Source organism: Acinetobacter kyonggiensis (assembly GCF_900107285.1).
In the GTDB taxonomy this organism is placed as follows: Bacteria; Pseudomonadota; Gammaproteobacteria; order Pseudomonadales; family Moraxellaceae; genus Acinetobacter; species Acinetobacter kyonggiensis.
This window is the reverse complement of sequence record NZ_FNPK01000018.1, coordinates 1-18,747: the sequence shown is the minus strand read 5'-3', so window position 1 is coordinate 18,747 and position 18,747 is coordinate 1. Positions and strand designations below refer to the sequence as shown.

At 39.3% G+C, this 18,747-nt stretch carries 19 protein-coding genes; 12 read left to right on the top strand and 7 right to left on the bottom strand.

The window, feature by feature from the left end:
- Positions 1–17: 17 nt before the first annotated feature.
- Together BLV99_RS13250 and BLV99_RS13245 are read right to left on the bottom strand one after the other, a co-directional pair.
- Complete coding sequence (locus BLV99_RS13250; RefSeq protein ID WP_092691502.1) at positions 18–2,057, bottom strand: UvrD-helicase domain-containing protein; 2,040 nt, start codon at positions 2,055–2,057, stop codon at positions 18–20.
- Between the two features lie 124 nt (positions 2,058–2,181).
- The gene (locus BLV99_RS13245; RefSeq protein WP_086184863.1) at positions 2,182–2,814 is read right to left on the bottom strand and encodes a YiaD family glycine zipper/OmpA-like lipoprotein; all 633 of its coding nucleotides are present in this window, start codon (positions 2,812–2,814) and stop codon (positions 2,182–2,184) included.
- A 244-nt stretch (positions 2,815–3,058) separates the two neighbouring features.
- Between BLV99_RS13245 and BLV99_RS13240 the strand changes: the two genes are divergently transcribed.
- From BLV99_RS13240 to BLV99_RS13210, 7 genes are all read left to right on the top strand, one after another.
- A complete protein-coding gene (locus BLV99_RS13240) occupies positions 3,059–3,985 on the top strand; it encodes an acyltransferase (protein WP_086184864.1) in 927 nt (308 codons plus the stop codon).
- A 19-nt stretch (positions 3,986–4,004) separates the two neighbouring features.
- Positions 4,005–5,075: a preprotein translocase subunit SecA gene (locus BLV99_RS13235; RefSeq protein ID WP_413772567.1), complete on the top strand. Its 1,071-nt coding sequence runs from the start codon at positions 4,005–4,007 to the stop codon at positions 5,073–5,075.
- 121 nt (positions 5,076–5,196) lie between these two features.
- Positions 5,197–5,928: a septum site-determining protein MinC gene (gene minC / locus BLV99_RS13230; RefSeq protein ID WP_092691499.1), complete on the top strand. Its 732-nt coding sequence runs from the start codon at positions 5,197–5,199 to the stop codon at positions 5,926–5,928.
- Positions 5,929–5,994: 66 nt separating this feature from the next.
- A complete protein-coding gene (gene minD / locus BLV99_RS13225) occupies positions 5,995–6,807 on the top strand; it encodes a septum site-determining protein MinD (protein WP_004648030.1) in 813 nt (270 codons plus the stop codon).
- Between the two features lie 3 nt (positions 6,808–6,810).
- Positions 6,811–7,083, top strand: coding sequence for a cell division topological specificity factor MinE (gene minE / locus BLV99_RS13220; protein ID WP_004648029.1), 273 nt, complete (start codon positions 6,811–6,813; stop codon positions 7,081–7,083).
- 182 nt (positions 7,084–7,265) lie between these two features.
- Positions 7,266–7,553: a PA4642 family protein gene (locus tag BLV99_RS13215; RefSeq protein WP_086184866.1), complete on the top strand. Its 288-nt coding sequence runs from the start codon at positions 7,266–7,268 to the stop codon at positions 7,551–7,553.
- A 76-nt stretch (positions 7,554–7,629) separates the two neighbouring features.
- Entirely contained in the window at positions 7,630–8,310 is a 681-nt protein-coding gene (locus tag BLV99_RS13210; RefSeq protein ID WP_092691496.1) for a hypothetical protein, read from the top strand.
- A 97-nt stretch (positions 8,311–8,407) separates the two neighbouring features.
- On the opposite strand, the gene BLV99_RS13205 is transcribed toward BLV99_RS13210, so the two are convergent.
- Positions 8,408–9,322, bottom strand: a complete 915-nt coding sequence (locus BLV99_RS13205; RefSeq protein WP_092691577.1) for an AEC family transporter — start codon at positions 9,320–9,322, stop codon at positions 8,408–8,410.
- A gap of 90 nt (positions 9,323–9,412) precedes the next feature.
- Between BLV99_RS13205 and BLV99_RS13200 the strand changes: the two genes are divergently transcribed.
- Positions 9,413–10,300, top strand: coding sequence for a LysR family transcriptional regulator (locus BLV99_RS13200; protein WP_092691493.1), 888 nt, complete (start codon positions 9,413–9,415; stop codon positions 10,298–10,300).
- Between the two features lie 117 nt (positions 10,301–10,417).
- Positions 10,418–10,960, top strand: a complete 543-nt coding sequence (locus BLV99_RS13195; protein WP_171259183.1) for a hypothetical protein — start codon at positions 10,418–10,420, stop codon at positions 10,958–10,960.
- Between the two features lie 40 nt (positions 10,961–11,000).
- On the opposite strand, the gene BLV99_RS13190 is transcribed toward BLV99_RS13195, so the two are convergent.
- Positions 11,001–14,072, bottom strand: a complete 3,072-nt coding sequence (locus tag BLV99_RS13190; protein ID WP_092691574.1) for a DNA translocase FtsK — start codon at positions 14,070–14,072, stop codon at positions 11,001–11,003.
- Positions 14,073–14,359: 287 nt separating this feature from the next.
- Between BLV99_RS13190 and trxB the strand changes: the two genes are divergently transcribed.
- From trxB to BLV99_RS13175, 3 genes are all read left to right on the top strand, one after another.
- The gene (gene trxB / locus BLV99_RS13185; RefSeq protein WP_092691487.1) at positions 14,360–15,313 is read left to right on the top strand and encodes a thioredoxin-disulfide reductase; all 954 of its coding nucleotides are present in this window, start codon (positions 14,360–14,362) and stop codon (positions 15,311–15,313) included.
- Positions 15,314–15,427: 114 nt separating this feature from the next.
- Positions 15,428–16,159 carry a leucyl/phenylalanyl-tRNA--protein transferase gene (gene aat / locus BLV99_RS13180; RefSeq protein WP_092691484.1) on the top strand — a complete coding sequence of 244 codons (732 nt, stop codon included), beginning with the start codon at positions 15,428–15,430 and terminating at the stop codon, positions 16,157–16,159.
- 21 nt (positions 16,160–16,180) lie between these two features.
- Positions 16,181–16,996, top strand: a complete 816-nt coding sequence (locus BLV99_RS13175; RefSeq protein WP_092691481.1) for an arginyltransferase — start codon at positions 16,181–16,183, stop codon at positions 16,994–16,996.
- A gap of 11 nt (positions 16,997–17,007) precedes the next feature.
- Here BLV99_RS13175 and rimI read toward each other — a convergent pair whose 3' ends face one another.
- The 3 genes from rimI to BLV99_RS13160 all read right to left on the bottom strand — a co-directional run.
- The gene (gene rimI, locus BLV99_RS13170; protein WP_092691477.1) at positions 17,008–17,466 is read right to left on the bottom strand and encodes a ribosomal protein S18-alanine N-acetyltransferase; all 459 of its coding nucleotides are present in this window, start codon (positions 17,464–17,466) and stop codon (positions 17,008–17,010) included.
- A 109-nt stretch (positions 17,467–17,575) separates the two neighbouring features.
- On the bottom strand, positions 17,576–18,451 hold the full coding sequence (locus BLV99_RS13165) for a metal-dependent hydrolase (protein ID WP_092691473.1): 876 nt from the start codon (positions 18,449–18,451) through the stop codon (positions 17,576–17,578).
- Between the two features lie 201 nt (positions 18,452–18,652).
- Positions 18,653–18,747 (bottom strand): EF-Tu C-terminal domain-related protein (locus BLV99_RS13160; protein ID WP_005240168.1); only part of this gene is annotated, 95 nt, incomplete at its 5' end.

Genomic DNA, 18,747 nt, shown 5'->3' with positions numbered 1-18,747 from the left:
ATGGTTTAAAGAGTAAATTAACGCTTGATCAGCGCACGTAAATTTTCGAGATAATGCTGTGCTTGCAATTTGGGATCAATATTGCCTGCCAATTTTTTCTTACGACCTAGCCAGTCCAAATCATCTTGGGGTAACTCATCAAGGAAACGACTGGGTGTCATTTGCTTCATTTGCCCACCATTTTTACGCTGCTCTGCCAGCGTCATGGTCAAGCCTTGTCGTGCACGCGTAATCCCCACGTACATTAAACGGCGTTCTTCTTCAACCGTTTCTGCGGCAATCGAATTCTTATGCGGTAACAGTTCTTCTTCCAAACCAATCATATACACATAAGGAAACTCAAGCCCTTTCGCTGCATGTAGCGTCAATAGATTGACCTTATCGGTATCTTCTTCTTCTTGTTGTTGCTCCAGCATATCCAGCAACACCATCTTACGAATCACACTTTCAATGTTTTTTTCATCGACATCTTCAGCACGATTAATCAAACTTTGGATACTGCTATAGAGCACTTCAATGTTATCCAGTTTGGTTTTCTCTTGCGCAGGTGTTGCGGCTTGCTCTTTGATGTAATCGATATAGCCTGCTTCATGCATCATCTGACGGATGATCGGAACAGGTTCATCATCTTCAGTTAAGTTACGGGTAAAGTTACCAATAAAATCTGCAAATTCAGCAAGTTGAGTGGTCGCCTTTTTAGGCATCACCATCGTCAAACGCTGATCACCCGCTGCCGTTAACAATGACAAATGATTTTCTTGTGCAAATAATCCTAACTTTTCTAAAGTCACAGGGCCAATCGCACGTTTTGGTGTATTGATAATCCGTAAGAACGCACTGTCATCTTCTGGATTAATGATAATGCGCAAATAACTCATGATATCTTTAATTTCGGCACGACCAAAGAACGACTGACCACCTGACAATTTATACGGAATTTGCATTTGACGTAGCTGGGTTTCTAAAACCCGTGCTTGGAAATTACCCCGATATAAAATCGCATAATCTTTCCAATTTTTACCATTCATCAGTTTATGGGTAATCAGATCTTTGACCACACGTTCCGCTTCATCATCATCATTACGACAGGTAATCACGCGAATCACATCACCATGCCCCTTATCTGACCATAATTTTTTATCAAAAAGATGCGGATTATTACCAATCACCGTATTGGCCGCTTTAAGAATACGACTGGTTGAACGATAATTTTGCTCAAGCTTAACCACTTTTAAATTCGGAAAATCGTCTTTTAACAGCGCCATATTTTCAGGCTTAGCACCACGCCACGCATAAATCGATTGGTCATCATCGCCTACGGCAGTGAATTGTCCCATCACACCGACCAGCAATTTCACCAAAATATACTGGGCCGTATTGGTATCTTGATATTCATCGACCAGTAGATAACGCACACGGTTTTGCCATTTGTCGCGGACTTCGGCATTGTCTTGTAATAAACGGGTTGGCATGACGATCAAATCATCGAAATCTACCGCATTATAGGCACGTAAATTACGCTCATACAGTTGATACAAATGTGCAAATTGTACATCGTCTGCTGTTTCACACGTAGTATGTGCTTGTTCGGGTGGAATCAAATCATTTTTCCAATCCGAAATCATTTTCATTGCCTTAGCAATCAACTCTTTGCTTTCTGCCCCAGATAAATTATCGCGGTGCATTAAGTCCATCAAAATGCGCTTACAATCATCAGCATCTAAAATGGAGAAATTATTTTTTAATGGTGTATGTTTAAGTTCTAAACGCAGTAAATTCAAACCAAAAGTATGGAAAGTCGAAACCGAAAGACCTTTGGCTTCCTCACGAGATAATAACTTCCCGACACGTTCTTTCATTTCACGTGCCGCTTTATTGGTAAAGGTCATGGCCGTAATACGGTGCGCAGGAATACCGCAGTTCTGAACCAAATGCGCGACCTTTCGTGTAATCACGGATGTTTTACCTGAACCTGCCCCCGCAAGTACTAACAAGGGTCCTTGAGTATATTTCATGGCTTCAAGTTGCTTGTCATTGAGTTGACTTGCCGACGACATAGTATTTCCTCGTTTTGATTCGAGCTAGATTATAGTCATCTGAATCACACTTGCATAACCTGAAATACAAATTTGACATTCATGAAAAAACCACCCGAAGGTGGTTTTTATGAGTAAACGAAACTTATTTAGTTTCGTAAACAGAAATTTCTACGCGACGGTTTTGTTCACGACCAGCAGCTGTTGAATTATCAGCAATTGGAGAAGATGAACCATAACCACGTGCAGTCATACGTGAACTTGAAATACCTTGTGAAGCTAAGTAGTTTTTCACAGAGTTAGCACGGTTTTGAGACAATGGATTATTGATTGCATCACTACCCGTATTGTCTGTATGACCATGAATAACCAAAGCCAGTTTGCTTGAAGTACCATCTTCACGAAGAACTTTAGCAACGTCATTTAAAGCAGATTGGAACTGTGCTTGAATCGTAGACGAATTGGTCGCAAATGTTACGCTTGGCATAACAAGATTAATTGAACCATCTGGATTACGGCCTACATCAACACCAGTACCAGCCAACTCTTGACGAAGACGTTTTTCTTTCTTATCAAGAAGTAAACCCGCACCACCGCCCACAACTGCACCAATCGCTGCTGCTTGACCCATTTTATCTTTGTCGGCATTAGAATATGCAAGCCCTGCACCCAATAAGGCACCAATACCAGTACCAATGGCAGCTTTGTCATATTCCATATTTTGACAACCCGAAAGTGCCAAGGCCCCAACTACAGCTGAAATAACTAGTGCACGCATCGCATGCCTCCTTCTTGTGTTTTGTTGTATGGTGGAATCATGAATTAAAAAAAATAGGCATACCATTGATTTTTTGTAAATAACACAATCATTAGTTACATTTTGTAATATTTTATGTGAGTGTAGCAGGTTACTTAATCACAATTTCTTCATAGTTGCATGAATAGACTTTTTTATTTCAAATTCTACAATTATATTAAAAGATGAAAAAAGATTAAGCGACTTTATTTTAGGACTGTTTTATATGTCATCGCAAATTAAGAAACAACCTCTATTAAAAAAAATATCTCGAGGACTAACTGTTGGGTCGGTCATTACAGGAAGTACCTTTTTTCATGGCCCACCTGTTCTTGCACTCGGCTTAACAAAATTCGTCAAAAAATCGCGTAAAGTTGATGAAACCAATATTCAAATTACCAACAGTTGGTTAAGTGTCAACAATTGGCTAATTGATCATGTGTTACCCCATTTGAAATGGGACATTAGCATTGATGATGATTTAGAGCTGAGTATGCAAGGGCGTTATCTGATGACCTGTAATCATCAAAGTTGGGTCGATACGACAGTCAATCAATATTTTGGCTTAACGCGTATGCCTCTGACACGTTTCTTTACGAAGTGGGAACTGATCTTTATCCCTTTCATTGGACCCGCCTTTAAAATTTTAGGCTTTCCAATGATGAAACGTCACTCCAAAGAACAGATTGCAGCCAATCCTGAACTTAAAACGCGCGATCTGGAAGAATCACGCAAAGCCTGTGAACAATTACTCAGTCAACCTTTTACCCTACTGAATTATTTAGAAGGTACGCGCTTTACCCCAGAAAAACATGCCAAGCAGCAATCCCCGTATAAACATCTACTTAAAGCCAAAGCAGGCGGCTTAGCTTTAGCTTTAAATATTTTGGGTGACAAAATTGATGCTTTGGTTGATATGACAATTGTTTATCCTGATGGCGCACCCGGTTATGGTGATTTTTGGTTAGGCGATGTCAATCGTATTGCAGTCAATCTGCGTAAAATTAACATTCCAACTTGGGTATTAGCGGGTAATTATGAAGATGATGCTGCATACCGTGAACGCTTTCAACACTGGGTCGATGAATTATGGGCTGAAAAAGATCAACTGATTGAACGTATGAAACAACAATATCAAACCACTCAAGCCTAAATTGGCAAAGCCTTAATCTATGATGCAGAACAATATGAAAACCAAGTCTAAATATCACCATCTAGATCCAAATAGTCTGTCCTTCAAACTATTTCTGATTTACGACATCTTTATGGTGTTTATTATTATTTTCAATCTGTTCTGCTTATGTGCCAATCTGTTCTTGATGAGCAATATTGGCATCTGGTTTTTCCAAAGCATTCATTTAATTGATGTACTGAACTTTTATCGTACGCATTTACACCCTTGGGTGATCAGCACAGAAGCTTGGTTTATCGTATTTTTGATTGCCGAATTACTGATTCGTTGGGGCCTTGCCATTGTGCAACGCCATCATCAGCGCTGGTTTTTCTTTCCTTTCATTCATTGGTATGAAGTTCTCGCCATTATTCCGTATCTGCGCTTTTTACGTTTATTCCGTGCTGGCATTATTGCTTACCGTTTACATGAAATGGGTTATAAAATCATACCCAAGTCACTGCAAATCAAAGGGCAATTTTATTACAGTGTAATTATGGAAGAGCTTTCCGATCGAATTGTCATTAATGTACTCGATGGCATTAAACACGAACTACAAACCAGCTCAAGTCATAAAGTCATCATTCATGATTTGGTCGAACATCATCGTGTGCTATTTGCCACTGCCCTTGCCGATATTTTGCAGGATGCCCTGAGCACGGAATTACAGGCTCAACGTCATGTGATTGCTAAAAATGTCGGTCATATTGTCAACCAAGCGATTGAAGACACACCTGAACTCACTCAACTGCTTCGCCTCATTCCTTTGGTCGGTAGTCGCATTGAACAGCAAATTCAAAGCATTGGACAACGTTTGGGGGAAAATATCACGCAGGGCTTGATTGATCCTTTCACGCCCAATGTTGCTCAAAAAGAAAATGACCAGAAAAGTGAGCCCAATATTTATCAATATATTGCGGACAAAATTAGCACACTGGAAATTGAAGATAATCCACATTTGGAAAAACTGGTCGAGTCCGCAGTTTTTGAAAGTCTGGCGGCAATCCGTAAACAAGTCAAAGTCAAACAGTGGCTGATCCAGATGCAACAACAAGATCAAGTTAAAGAATGATCATGAGATAAAAATATTAAAAACACAGCTAGAGAAAACATTCAATTTGTTCTAGGATTTGCTCTATTTACAACATTACTTCGACATAAAATGAATGAGTCAGAAGTCTTAAGGAATAATTATGGCTGATATACGGATTACAGGCAGAATGGTTAATTTTACCCGATTAACTTTTGACACCAATGATCACCATGCAATCCGCCAGCAATTGACTCAAATGCTTCAAGAGACTGCCTCTCACGGCACTCTGGTCATTATTGACAGTACAGTAGAACAAGAACTGATTGCGCTTATTCAGTTGTTGATCAGCCTCGATTTACAACCTATGGGCGTGATTGATGGCCTACTGACCAATGAAGCACATGCGATTCAATTCCCTGTTCTACCCGCAGACAATAAATCCTTGCAGCGTATTAAAGCCACGAAAGAGCAAGTAGCTGAGGTCAAACCTGAACATTCTGATGAGCAAGCAGCCACGCCTGCAAAAGAAGAGCCAAAACCATCTCGTGTCGTTAACCATGTGACTTCTTATCACGATGAAATTTTACGCACAGGTCAATGTCTGGTACAAGATCATGGCGATATCATTCTTAATGCAGGTATTAATAGTGGTTCTGAAGTAATTGCTTCAGGAAATATACATATTTATGGTAGCGTCCGTGGTAGAGTCATTGCCGGCGCAGGCGGGAACCATGCAGCACGCATTTTCTGCCACTCCCTAGAAGCAGAATTGGTCTCTATTGCAGGCACATATTGTGTAGCAGACGACATTCCACAGCATGTCTTAAAAAAATCTGTACATATTTACCTGAATGACCAGCAAGAGCTTGTATTTGAAGTTCTAGAATTTTAATGTATAAATAAACACCAGAAGCCCCATATCAAAAAGGGGATTTGAACCATAACAGGAGTGGATTCGGTGGCGAAAATTGTTGTCGTAACATCAGGCAAAGGTGGTGTAGGTAAAACTACGACTAGTGCATCTTTTGCAACAGGTTTAGCCCTTCGTGGTCACAAAACTGTTGTGATCGATTTTGACGTGGGTTTACGTAACCTTGACTTAATTATGGGTTGTGAACGTCGCGTTGTTTATGATTTTGTGAATGTATTAAATAATGAAGCCCGACTTCAACAAGCCCTTATTCGCGATAAAGATATTGAAAATTTATACATCTTGCCTGCATCACAAACCCGTGATAAAGATGCCTTGACTGATGAAGGTGTTGCACGTGTGATGGATGAACTTTCACAAGAGTTTGACTACATCATTTGTGATTCACCAGCGGGCATTGAACGCGGTGCAATTCTGGCGATGTATCATGCTGATGAAGCCATCATTGTGACGAACCCTGAAATTTCTTCAGTCCGTGACTCTGACCGAATTATTGGTATGCTAGATAGCAAAACCAAAAAAGTGGAACAAAACGAAGGGCGTATCCGTAAGCATTTGTGTATTACACGATTCAATCCAGAACGTGCTGATAAACAAGAAATGTTAACCATTGACGATATTTCTAAAGATATTTTACGCGTACCAACTTTGGGTGTCATTCCTGAGTGCAAAAGCGTATTACAAGCGTCAAATGAAGGTAAACCCGTGATTCTTTTCACTGAAGAAACAGCGGGTCAGTCTTATGATGATCTTGTGGCGCGCTTTTTGGGAGAAGAACGTCCTTACCGTCATATTACGGTAAAACCTAAAGGTTGGTTAGCACGATTATTTGGAGCGTAAAAAATGGCAGGATTCTGGAGTAAATTATTCAGCAACGATGATAAACCTTCAAGCGCACAAACTGCTAAAGATCGCTTAAAAGTAATTGTTGCCTCTGAACAAGGTTTAGGTAAACGCTTAAGCCAAGATAAAATTGACCAAATGAAGAAAGAAATCATGCAGGTGGTCAATCGTTATGTTCGCGGTGTAGATGAACAACATATTCAAATGTCTGTTCGTTCTGAAGCCAATATCGAAATGTTAGAAATGAATATCAATTTGCCTGAAGAGCGATAATCTGAATTCTGATTAGTCAAGCAAATTGAATCAAGGCAAAATATGAGGCTGGATTAGCAAAGTATTACTTTGCCCAGTCGCAAGATGAGAAGCTAGGCTTCGAGTTGGCAGAAGAAAGTGCTACTTTCCTCAATCTGCCGCATATTTTGCCTTTTTATTTTATTCATACCAAGGAGATTGCGATGGCATTATCTCAGCCAGCAACGTTCAACGAAGAATGGTCAGACGAGCGTGTATTTGCCTATTTAACTCAGCTTCCTCCTGCAAGCGTGAATGGTGATTTTCACGTGCTCTACCATGCATTCAAACATATGCGTCCAAATGACTATGAGCGCTTATTGACTCAATTCGTGGCTGATGGCCGTGATGTCAATGCTACCAATCCTGAAGGCCAACGCATTCATGATGTGATTGCGGAATATCCTCGTCAACGGGATGAATTTTTAGAAGTTTTGGCTAAGTTTGCCTAATCAAATCTCTATAAAAAGCCTGACATCAGTCAGGCTTTTTATTTCCTCACTTCAATCCAAATTTATGAATCACAACATGTTAGATGCTTATCAAAAACTATTTGAGCTTATCGATAAAGAAACATTCTTTAAAGAAAGTCTAGAAAATATTATTTATATTGAAGATTCAAAAATTGAATCTCAATGGGAAATGCTGAAAAAAAATTTACTAAATAATGATCCGATGACAATTCGTAGCTATGGTCGTAACGGACGTAATTCCGAACTTTTTCAAGAACTTTATAGGGTTCTCTTTAATCATCATTCTATTCATATTGACAAAACGAATAATCAAACCCCAACAAAATTGCTTAAGGACTTAACACCGTATTGTAAAAAAACCACTCTTTTAAATGGGCCAAAACTTAGAATTATGAATTACCAAGTTTCACATTTATTTGGTCGTACAAAGAATCCTCTATTATTCACTTCTCCTTGGAATATTGCTTATATACCTAAGTATTTAGATCCCTTTACAGGACATGAATCTCAAGGTGACTCAAGTACCGAATTTAAAAAAATATTTAATGAACTGCTAGCCAAAAAGTTTGAAATATACATTCAAGACTATAATAAATTTATTGAAGAACATATTTTAGAAAGTCAAAAATTAGAGAAAGCAATCCAATCAGTAAAACTAAATTCAGATACTGACGATAAGATATTTAGAAAATTTGCAAATGATGCGCGGATACAATTGAGTAAAATTGAACTATAATTTTATTTCTCTGTCTAGTCCTGAAATAGGTTGACACTTATTTCAAACAAATGCCTGATGAATTTCATCAGGCATTTTTATTCAATGTGATTTTATTTTAGGTCAGCAAGATCATCAACACAGGAAAAGTAAATGCAAAGCATAAGGTTTGCAAACTAATCACCCCCGCCATCAGTTGACTATCTCCATTAAAATAGCGCGTTAAAATATAAGCCGCAGATGCCGTGGGCAAAGAACAGAACACCACCAAAATAATGGTTTCAAAATCATTTAAATTCAGCATAGAACATATAAAATAAGCCAAACATGGCACCACGATTAAACGCCCCAAGGTATTCAATAATAGTCGTATATAATCATGTTTAAGCTGAGCAAACTGTAAAGCCGCACCAACAGAAATCAAACCCAAAGGTAAACTCATACTGGCTAAAAATTTAAGCAATTGCTCCAAGCCAGAAAATAAAGACAGTTGTAGTAAGTTAAAAATAATACCCACCACACAGCCTAAAATTAATGGATTTTTGATCACAGAAAATAAAATTTGCCTCGGTTTTAACCCCTGTCCTTGTGAAAAAGCCAACACCGAAATTACATTCACCAACGGAATCGCCAAAGCAATCATCATGGCAAACATTTGCATGCCTTGAGCGCCAAACAACAACGACATAATGGATAAGCCAATATAAGTATTAAAGCGGATCTGGCTTTGTACATACACGCCAAAACGCGCTACTGGAATATGAAAAAATGCCCTCGCCATCCATAAAATCAAACTGCTACTGAGAATAATGATCACGAGTGCCAATAACACTTGAGTCAGCGTTAGCCATTCAAACTTCACATAAGCAAGATTATTAAAAAGTAATACGGGAAACAGAATCAAATAATTGAGTTTTTCAGCACCGCGCCAAAATTCATCGCTTAAAAACTGAGTTCGTTTAAAAATATACCCCATTGCAATTAAGGCCACCAAGGGAAATAGAGCGATGATAATATTCACGAATACATCCATTTGCACATAATATGCACTTTCACTTTGTCTAAGTGCACAATATAATACTCATTTATATTCATAACAAAATGAGTAAAAACTCATATCAAAATGACTTTCACACAACTAGAAATTTTTGTTTTAGTGGCTCAATATCAAAGTTTTACTTTAGCCGCTCAACATCTGAACATTACCCAATCGGCTGTTTCACATGCTTTAAAATCTTTAGAAAAGCACTGGGCCGTTCGTTTAATGATTCGTGAGCAAAATCAAATAGAACTCACTCAAATTGGTCAGCAATTACTGCTACATGCCAAAGAGGTGTTAAATACTGCACAAATGATGCAACAACAAATAAAAGCCTCGCATGGTATTCAGCAAGGAACCTTGCGAATTGGCTCCTTTGGTGCATCGGCATCCATTCATTTACTGCCTGAATTACTCAAAGCTTATCGAATACGCTATCCTCATATTGAAATATTTATTGAGGAAGGCACCGACCTTGAAGTATCCCAGTGGATTCAAGAACGACAAATTGATGTTGGATTTGCAGTATTGCCTCGCCCCCATTTAATAACTTACCCCTTACTGCAAGATATTTTTATCGCGCTCATCCCCAAAAGCTATCCTGTCTCAGAAAAAATCGCTTTAAATATTCAAGATTTGCAAGACTATCCTTTTATTATGACCAAGGCAGGCAGTCAAACCCATGTAGAGCAGTTGTTACGCCAATATCATGTTCAGCCAAAAATTCAATATCAATTGTCCCAATTATTGACCATTTTAAATATGGTCAATTTGCAGGAAGGCATTGCCATTGTTGCAGATATGTCGATGAGCTCCGAACTACTACGGTTACATCCGAATGTAGTGAAACGTCCCCTTATTCCAAACACTCAGCGCCAAATTGGGCTTGCAGTTAAAGATGAGAAATCCATCAGCCCCGCAACGAAAGCATTTATTCAATTAGCGCAAGAGATGTTCTATTTTAAGCAATAAATATCATAAGGGCATTGATCACTAATTTGTATTTTAGGGTAACGTCATTTACCAAAAGTTATTGATTTAAAAGCAAATGGCTACTATATTTCAAAATAAACCAAAAAAATAATGATCATGCAAAATATAAAAAATACAGAAACTGAAGTCCAAATACTGAATATTGGCATCGAAGAACAAAAAATCATGAGCCTAAAACGGTTCATTTTCTTATCTATTATTTCTTTTGGCCTCTACCCCATTTGGTGGATCTTTGAAGCTTGGCGATTTTTTATGCAGAAAGATGAATTAGATATCATGCCTGCCATGCGGACAATACTCGCTTATTTCTTTATCTATTCGCTCTTTAATAAAATTCAAACGTATGCTGAAAGGCAAGGCTATTCACAAAAAAATTCATCGCTCATGATGTGCATAGGATTTATCCTGTCATCCTTGCTATCAAGTCTGCCTGATCCTTACTGGCTCATTTCAGTATTCAATTTTGTTTTTCTCATTCCAGCATTTCAGGCGCTGAATTATGCAAAATTGAACTCGCAAGGGCTTCATACAGTCCAAATGAAAAAATTCAGTCTGCCGCAAAAATTCTTGATTGCATTTGGGATTATTTTTTGGATTTTGATTTTAATGGCTTTATTTATTTTAGAAACGCCACAATAGACCTTTGCCTATTGTGGCGCCTTAATCATAGGGCGTGCTATTAAACTAAAATTTCACGTTTACCATTTGCACCCATGCCGCTGACGATGCCATTTTCTTCCATTTGGTCAATGATACGTGCGGCGCGGTTATAGCCGAGACTAAACTTACGTTGTAACGATGAAGTTGAAGCTTTACGCGTTTCTAAAACAAAGGATACGCATTGATCATATAAAGCATCACGTTCCGAACCGCCATCACCATCTTCAAAACCACGTGAAGTGGGTTCTTCATCGTAAGGGGTCAAAATTTCATCAACATAGTTTGGAGCAGCACGTTCACGCCATGCATCACAGATATTGTTCACTTCATCATCTGAAATAAATGCCCCATGCACACGCTCAGGCTCAATTTTACCCGGCCCAAGAAACAGCATATCACCATGACCGAGCAGGTCTTCTGCACCACCCGCATCCAAAATGGTACGCGAGTCAATTTTACTATTTACCCGTAACGCCACACGGGTTGGAATATTGGCTTTAATCAAACCGGTAATCACATCCACCGATGGACGCTGTGTGGCAAGCAATAAGTGAATCCCCGCAGCACGAGATTTTTGCGCCAAACGAGTAATCATCTCTTCAGCCTTTTTACCTACCTGCATAATCATGTCGGCAAACTCATCGGCCACAATCACGATTGAAGGTAAAGGTGTTAAACGTGGCGCACGCTCTCCTACAACCGAGTCACTGGCTTTCCACGTTGGATCAATAAGATCTTCACCATTGGCAATTGCTTCTTCAACCTTACGATTGTAATCTGCAAGTTTACGAATTTTCAAATAAGACATCAGCTTATAGCGACGTTCCATTTCATTGACACACCAATTTAAGGCATTGACGGCATCTTTCATGTCCGTAACCACAGGGGTGAGCAAATGTGGAATATCGTTATAGTTGGCAAGCTCTAACTGTTTCGGGTCAATCAAAATTAAACGCAACTCATTCGGCGTATATTTCAACAACATCGATAAAATCATCGAGTTCACTGCCACTGATTTACCTGAACCTGTTGTACCTGCGACCAGCATATGCGGCGCTTTACCTAAGTCAGCAATGACTGGATTACCCGAAATATCTTTCCCCATTGCCATCGAAAGAATGCTATTGGGATCGGTAAAAGCAGGAATGGTCAATAACTCGATTAGACGCACCATTTCACGTGTGCTATTCGGCACTTCAATCCCGATATACGGTTTGCCCGGAATGACTTCAACCACACGTACAGATGCCATCGACATTGAACGTGCAAGGTCACGAGAAATATTGGTGACTTTGGATGCTTTAACACCTGGCGCTAAATCCAGCTCAAACCGAGTCACCACTGGCCCTGGTTGTGCTTCTATAACTTTGGCTTTGACATTAAACTCTTGCAGTTTAATCTCTAAAAGCTCAGATAAACGAGCCAATTGTTCGGCAGTAAAATTGACTTTTTTATTCGGATCAACCGAATCAAGTAATTCTAAACCTGGCAAGGTCGGTAAATCACGACGTCTTTGTGCCACTTGCATGGAAAGCGACATTGGTCGTCCCATTGAATCAGTCAAAGGTGCATCTAAGTCAAAATCATCTTCATCCGACGCTACAATATCTACAGGTTTACCCGCTGTCTCCTGCCAAACTTCACGAAACACATCTTTATTGGAGGAAATTAGTGCTTTTTCATCTTCTGAAATAATCGGTTGTGGTGGTTGAGTATTAATTTCTGCACGTACAAATGCGGATGACTGGGCGTAACTACTGCTTGTACGTACTGGAGCTGCTGGTTCTTTATCCTCAATTAATAAATCATCAACCAACAAATCATCTAGTTCGTCAAATTCATCGTCTAATGCAGTATTTTTAGGTGTTGTATGCACTAAAGGCGAAGCTGCGATTGTCGATGATGCCAATACAATCTTTTCTGTGGTAATTGATGGTGCAGATTCAACCTCTACAGAATTAAAAGGTGTGTGAACATCCGTTGCCGTTTTTCCACTTGGCACTGCTGCAAGCAATTCATCAAAGATTTCATCATCATCCCAATCTAAATTTTGCTTAGTATCAGATGCGACAGTTGATGCAGGCTCATCATGTACAACCGCTTTAAAATGTTCATTCGGTGTATGCAGTTCAGATTCTTCTGCTGCTGCTTTTAACAACGCATCAATATCTTGTTTATGTGTTTGGTTTTCATCTGAATTTAATGCACGCCAAACTTCACCCGTCGGTACAACACGTTGAGTCTTTTGTTCTAAACGATGAGCTTTTTCTAAAACTTGGTTGAATTCTTCTTCATCTTCTTCATCATCAATAATAAGCTGTTGCTGAGCATGCTGTTCTTTTTCAACCATATCATCAAACAAGCGCTCCGCAGCCTGATCTCGCACCATAGCGGATACGATTTTCACGTCACCATGTTCTGGTACAGCTGTGATGTTTTCGGTAACTTTTGCTGGAGTACTTGCCACTGATTTTTTCACTTCAGGGGTTGTACGATCAAATGCAGATTCCGTTTCAGGCACATTTTTATAAAATAAATCTTGTAAATACGCAGGCGTTGCCTTAAGTGTCGCCCATGTTTTATTCCACTTCACCCCAAATGCGAGAGTAAAAAGCACAAACCAAAAGACCACCAGAAAAATGGTTGCACCATAAATGGTTAAAATCTGTGAAAGACTTTCACCCAGTTCATAACCAATAATCCCGCCCGATGAATTATCCAAAGTATCTGCAGGAACTTGCCAATACAAATACAATAAACTCGAGGTTGCCAATAAAATAAAAAATTGCGCGGCATAGCGAAACGGTTTATTTAAAAAACTGTAAGGCCACCAGACTTGAATGGCTTCAACGAATAAAAAGATGGGAATCAGTAAGCTTGCCCAGCCCAAGAAACCAAACAATAAATCTGCTATCCATGCGCCTGCGACACCACTGGCATTTGACACCTGTTGAGTATCACTGGAAATATGCATCCAGCCCGGATCAAAAGGCGTGTAAGTCACTGTTGCTAGGAATAAATAAATTCCAAATGAGACTAAAAATAATGTCATTATTAAGCGCTGTGCATAAACACTCGACACCGCAGTCATATACTGTCCTGTAACCAATTTTTCATTCATGTTTTTGTAAGAAACTAAGACAAAATAGTTTCACAATTAAACTCGATATTATGCACCTGTTCCAAGAAAAAAGATGCAATATTATGTAGAGGCTGTTGTTAACAAATCTTATGAATTAAGTATCTAGTACCGCGCTCTTCTTGTATATAGCTCAAATCGATTTCAATGATCAATAATATCGACATTGAACGTCCACAACTGCTATCGAGTTTCACGTATAATTCCACAAATTTCTAAATAAAAAAAGGATGCCACGAATGAGCGCTCGTCACTCACGTTTGATTATTCTAGGTTCAGGCCCTGCGGGTTATAGCGCAGCAGTTTATGCTGCACGTGCCAACTTAAAGCCAACGCTGATTGCAGGCATACAGCTGGGTGGACAATTAACCACTACAACTGAAGTTGACAACTGGCCAGGCGACCCAGAAGGTTTAACAGGTCCAGCACTCATGGAACGTATGCAAGCACATGCCGAACGCTTTGGCACAGAGATTGTATACGACCACATCAACGAAGTTGATTTAAGCGTTCGTCCATTCGTTCTAAAGGGCGATATGGAGGAGTTCACCTGTGATGCCCTGATTATTGCAACAGGTGCAACAGCGCAATACTTGGGTCTAGAATCTGAAGCTAAATTCATGGGTCAAGGTGTAAGCGCATGTGCAACCTGTGATGGTTTCTTCTATAAAAACCAAAAAGTGATGGTTGTCGGTGGTGGTAATACTGCGGTTGAAGAAGCACTTTACTTGTCCAATATTGCGGCTCACGTGACTCTCGTTCACCGTCGTGACTCTTTACGTTCAGAAAAAATCTTGCAAGATCATTTATTTGAAAAAGAAAAAGAAGGCAAAATCAGCATTCTTTGGAATAATCAAGTCGATGAAGTTTTGGGTGATAAAACCGGCGTAACTGCGGTACGTTTAAAATCAACCACAGATGACACAACTCAAGATGTAGACGTTCAAGGCTTATTTGTGGCGATTGGTCATAAACCAAATAGCAGCATGTTTGAAGGTCAATTGAACTTGCGTGATGGTTATATTCAAGTGCAAAGTGGTACATCCGGTAATGCAACCGCAGCGTCTGTTGCTGGGGTATTTGCAGCGGGTGACATCGCGGACAGCGTTTATCGTCAAGCCATTACTTCAGCAGGTTCAGGTTGTATGGCTGCACTGGATGCAGAAAAATATCTGGATGCTCTGGCTGACTGATTGAAATAAATTGATTCAATGCAACAAAAACCGTCCTCTCTGGGCGGTTTTTTTATATGATAAAAATCACAGCACCTTTTACCGCACATTCATTTTTCACTCAGGCTAAATTTTATGCATACCTTAGCACCATCAGAATTTATTTTTCCAGACCCGATTGAGTCTGATCCGGATGGACAGGGACTGATTTGCATAGGTGCCGACCTCTCCCCTGCGACCTTATTTGAAGCCTATACGCATGGTTTGTTCCCGTGGTTTTCTGAAGATGAACCTATTTGCTGGTGGAGTCCTGAACCACGTTGCATTATTCGTCCTGCTGCTTATCGCCCAAGTAAGTCTTTAATACGTAATATGAAAAAGTTTGATTACAAAATTACGATCAACCATGCTTTTGAACACGTGGTTCGCTCCTGTTCACTGCCACGCAGCTATTCTGAAGATACTTGGATTTCTGAAGATATTATTGAAGGTTATTGCCAACTCTTTGATGCTGGTTATGGCTATAGTATTGAGGTATGGGATGAAAATAGAATCGTTGGCGGTTTATATGGAGTCACCATTGGACATGGCTGTTTTGGCGAATCGATGTTTAGCACCCAAACCGATGTTTCAAAAATGGCTTTTTATACGTTAATGCGCATTGGTCAGGAAAATCACCTGCCTTGGATTGACTGCCAATTGGTTAATGACCATCTTTTAAGCTTGGGTGCTTGTACACTTTCTCGCCAAGCGTACCTTAATTCGTTACAAGATGTTGTTAAACAACCCCCTATCGATTGGAAAAGATATCAAGAAGGTGTATTTTCAAGTAAAACAATAGTGCAGCAAGCACGATTAATTGAATGACAATAATAGAGGGATCTTGCTATGAATTCGTATCACCCAAAGTCCCGATTAAATGATTTACAGTATTATATTACCCCACCCCACAGCTGTAGCTACTTAGAAAACAAGTCTGCACGGATGGTTTTTTTAGATCCTGCACATCGGATTGACGTGGTCACGCTGTCTGAATTATCACGTACTGGCTTTCGTCGCAGTGGTGATTTTGTATATCGTCCTGAATGCCACTTATGCCGACAATGCTTATCTTGTCGTGTACCTGTAACTGAATTTCAAATGAATAGTTCGCAAAAAAAGGCATGGAAGCGTAACCAAGACCTCACGGTTAAAATCACACGTGCTGCCGATGCCTCCGAAATTCATTACCATTTATATGAACGCTATATTAATGAACGCCATGCAGATGGCGATATGTTTCCACCCAGTCTAGATCAATTTGAAAAATTTTTAGTGCATAGCTGCACAGAGAGTTTTTTTCTAGAATTTTGGAAAGATGATCAATTAATTAGTGTATCTAGCTGCGACACTCTAGATGATGGTATTTCTGCGGTTTATACTTTTTTTGACCCAAATGAAAATCGTCGATCTTTAGGTGTCTTTGCCGTACTTAAACAAATTGAATATGCCAAAGCTTTAAACTTACCTTATGTCTATTTAGGCTATTGGGTGCCTCATTCCGATAAAATGAATTATAAATCGCAATATGTGCCTTTAGAATTATTGATTGATGGGCAATGGCGACGTTTAAATCGCATGCTAAATCCAGAAGAAATTCAACAATTGGGAAACTCACTCATGACAACACTGCCCTCTGGGTGGAATAACCCAATTATTAAATAACCGTTTCTTTATTATTTAAACAGTTGTGAAAAATCATCACTACATGATTTGACCATAATAATGGCATGCTCACGCGTACCATTAGGGGCGGGATAATAATTTTTACGTAAATCGATTTGATGAAAACCGGATTTCTCATACAGCGCGATCGCCGCTTGATTACTTTCTCGCACTTCTAAAAAAATTTGCAGCGGATCATTTTTCAATTGCGCAATCGAAGCTTCAAGTAATTGATAACCCAATCCTTTGCCTTGTTGACTCGGATGAATAGCCATCAACAAAAGGTTTGCTTCATCTAGCACGGGTTGCAAGATACAAAAACCAACCACGTTCCCTTGCTGTTCAACCACAGTACTGTGATAAGAATCTATCGATTCTTTAAATTGTTGTTCCTTCCAAGGATGGGTTTGAACCAGTTGTTCAATTGCGGTGACTGCCGCGAGATCAGAGATGTGCATTGAACGTATCATGTGTAGAAACAACTTTTTAATTCAGTCATTTATATTATAAAGCATCAGCTCACAACACAAATACAAAAAAGGGCAATTTTGTTTGCCCTTTTAAATATAAGAACGCGAATCAGAATCCCAATTTTAGCTTCCAGTCTGCCAATAACTGATCTGTATTGCTATCATTTGGATGGAAATTAGGGCGGAAGAAATCTAACAGCTCAGGAATTTGGCGAGTAATAAAACCTTTACGACCATACATAAATTTCAACATATATTTACTGTCTTTCAATGTCAATTTTCGGTCAGTTTTCATTAATTGAGCGGTAAAATAAGATTGCGTTATAAAAATGAGCGTCATAGCAAGAATCATTGCTGTTGCACGCATTCCATATGCTTTCAGACCACGCCCATACATTGCTGTATAAACATCAAACACAACCGCTTTATGTTCATTTTCTTCAATTGCATGCCACATCCACAACTGATACATCGTTTTATTATTAAAGATGGCTTGAACATGTTTATTTTGTAACAATTCGGAGGCAATGACTGCGGTAAAATGTTCTAAAGCACAAGTCCCTGTTAAATCAATCATTTCCTTGCTAAAGCCAAATGGTTTTAGTAATTGAGCAACGACTTTTGTGCCTGTTTTAATGACTTTTGCGGTCTGATTTTCCATGGTTCTCACATCATAACCATATGCTTGGGCAGAAGAGTTAAAAGCCAAATGCTCTTTAGAATGCATAGCCTCTTGACCAATAAAGGCACTAATTTCCCTTTGTAAATCAGGATCACTGAGTTTTGGATTTTTACGTACTGCACGTGTACTATCAACAAAAAACTGTTCACCTTCAGGAAACAAAGCAGATAATGCAGTCATAAAATGGGTCAGTCCCGCATCATCCCCTGCCCAATAACGTGCCACTTCACCAAACTCAAAATCCATGCGACGAACAGGAAAACTTGCACCCGCACGATTTGAAATATTTACTTTAGCATTCATGCCTATTACTCCTAATCTTCTTTTTATTACCACTCTTGATTCATCATACGAGTTTAAATTAAGAGAATAAGGGCAGATCAGGTCAGAGAAATATCACCTAAGGACAGCTTTAGAATAAATTGTTAGACAATGATTACGTTTATAATTTTAAGGCAATAAAAAAAGCGCCCCAAAGGAGCGCTTTTTTCACACAATCAATACTTATGCAGTTACTTTCGCAACAACACCAGCACCAACTGTACGACCACCTTCACGAATCGCAAAACGTAGACCTGGGTCCATTGCGATTGGGTGAA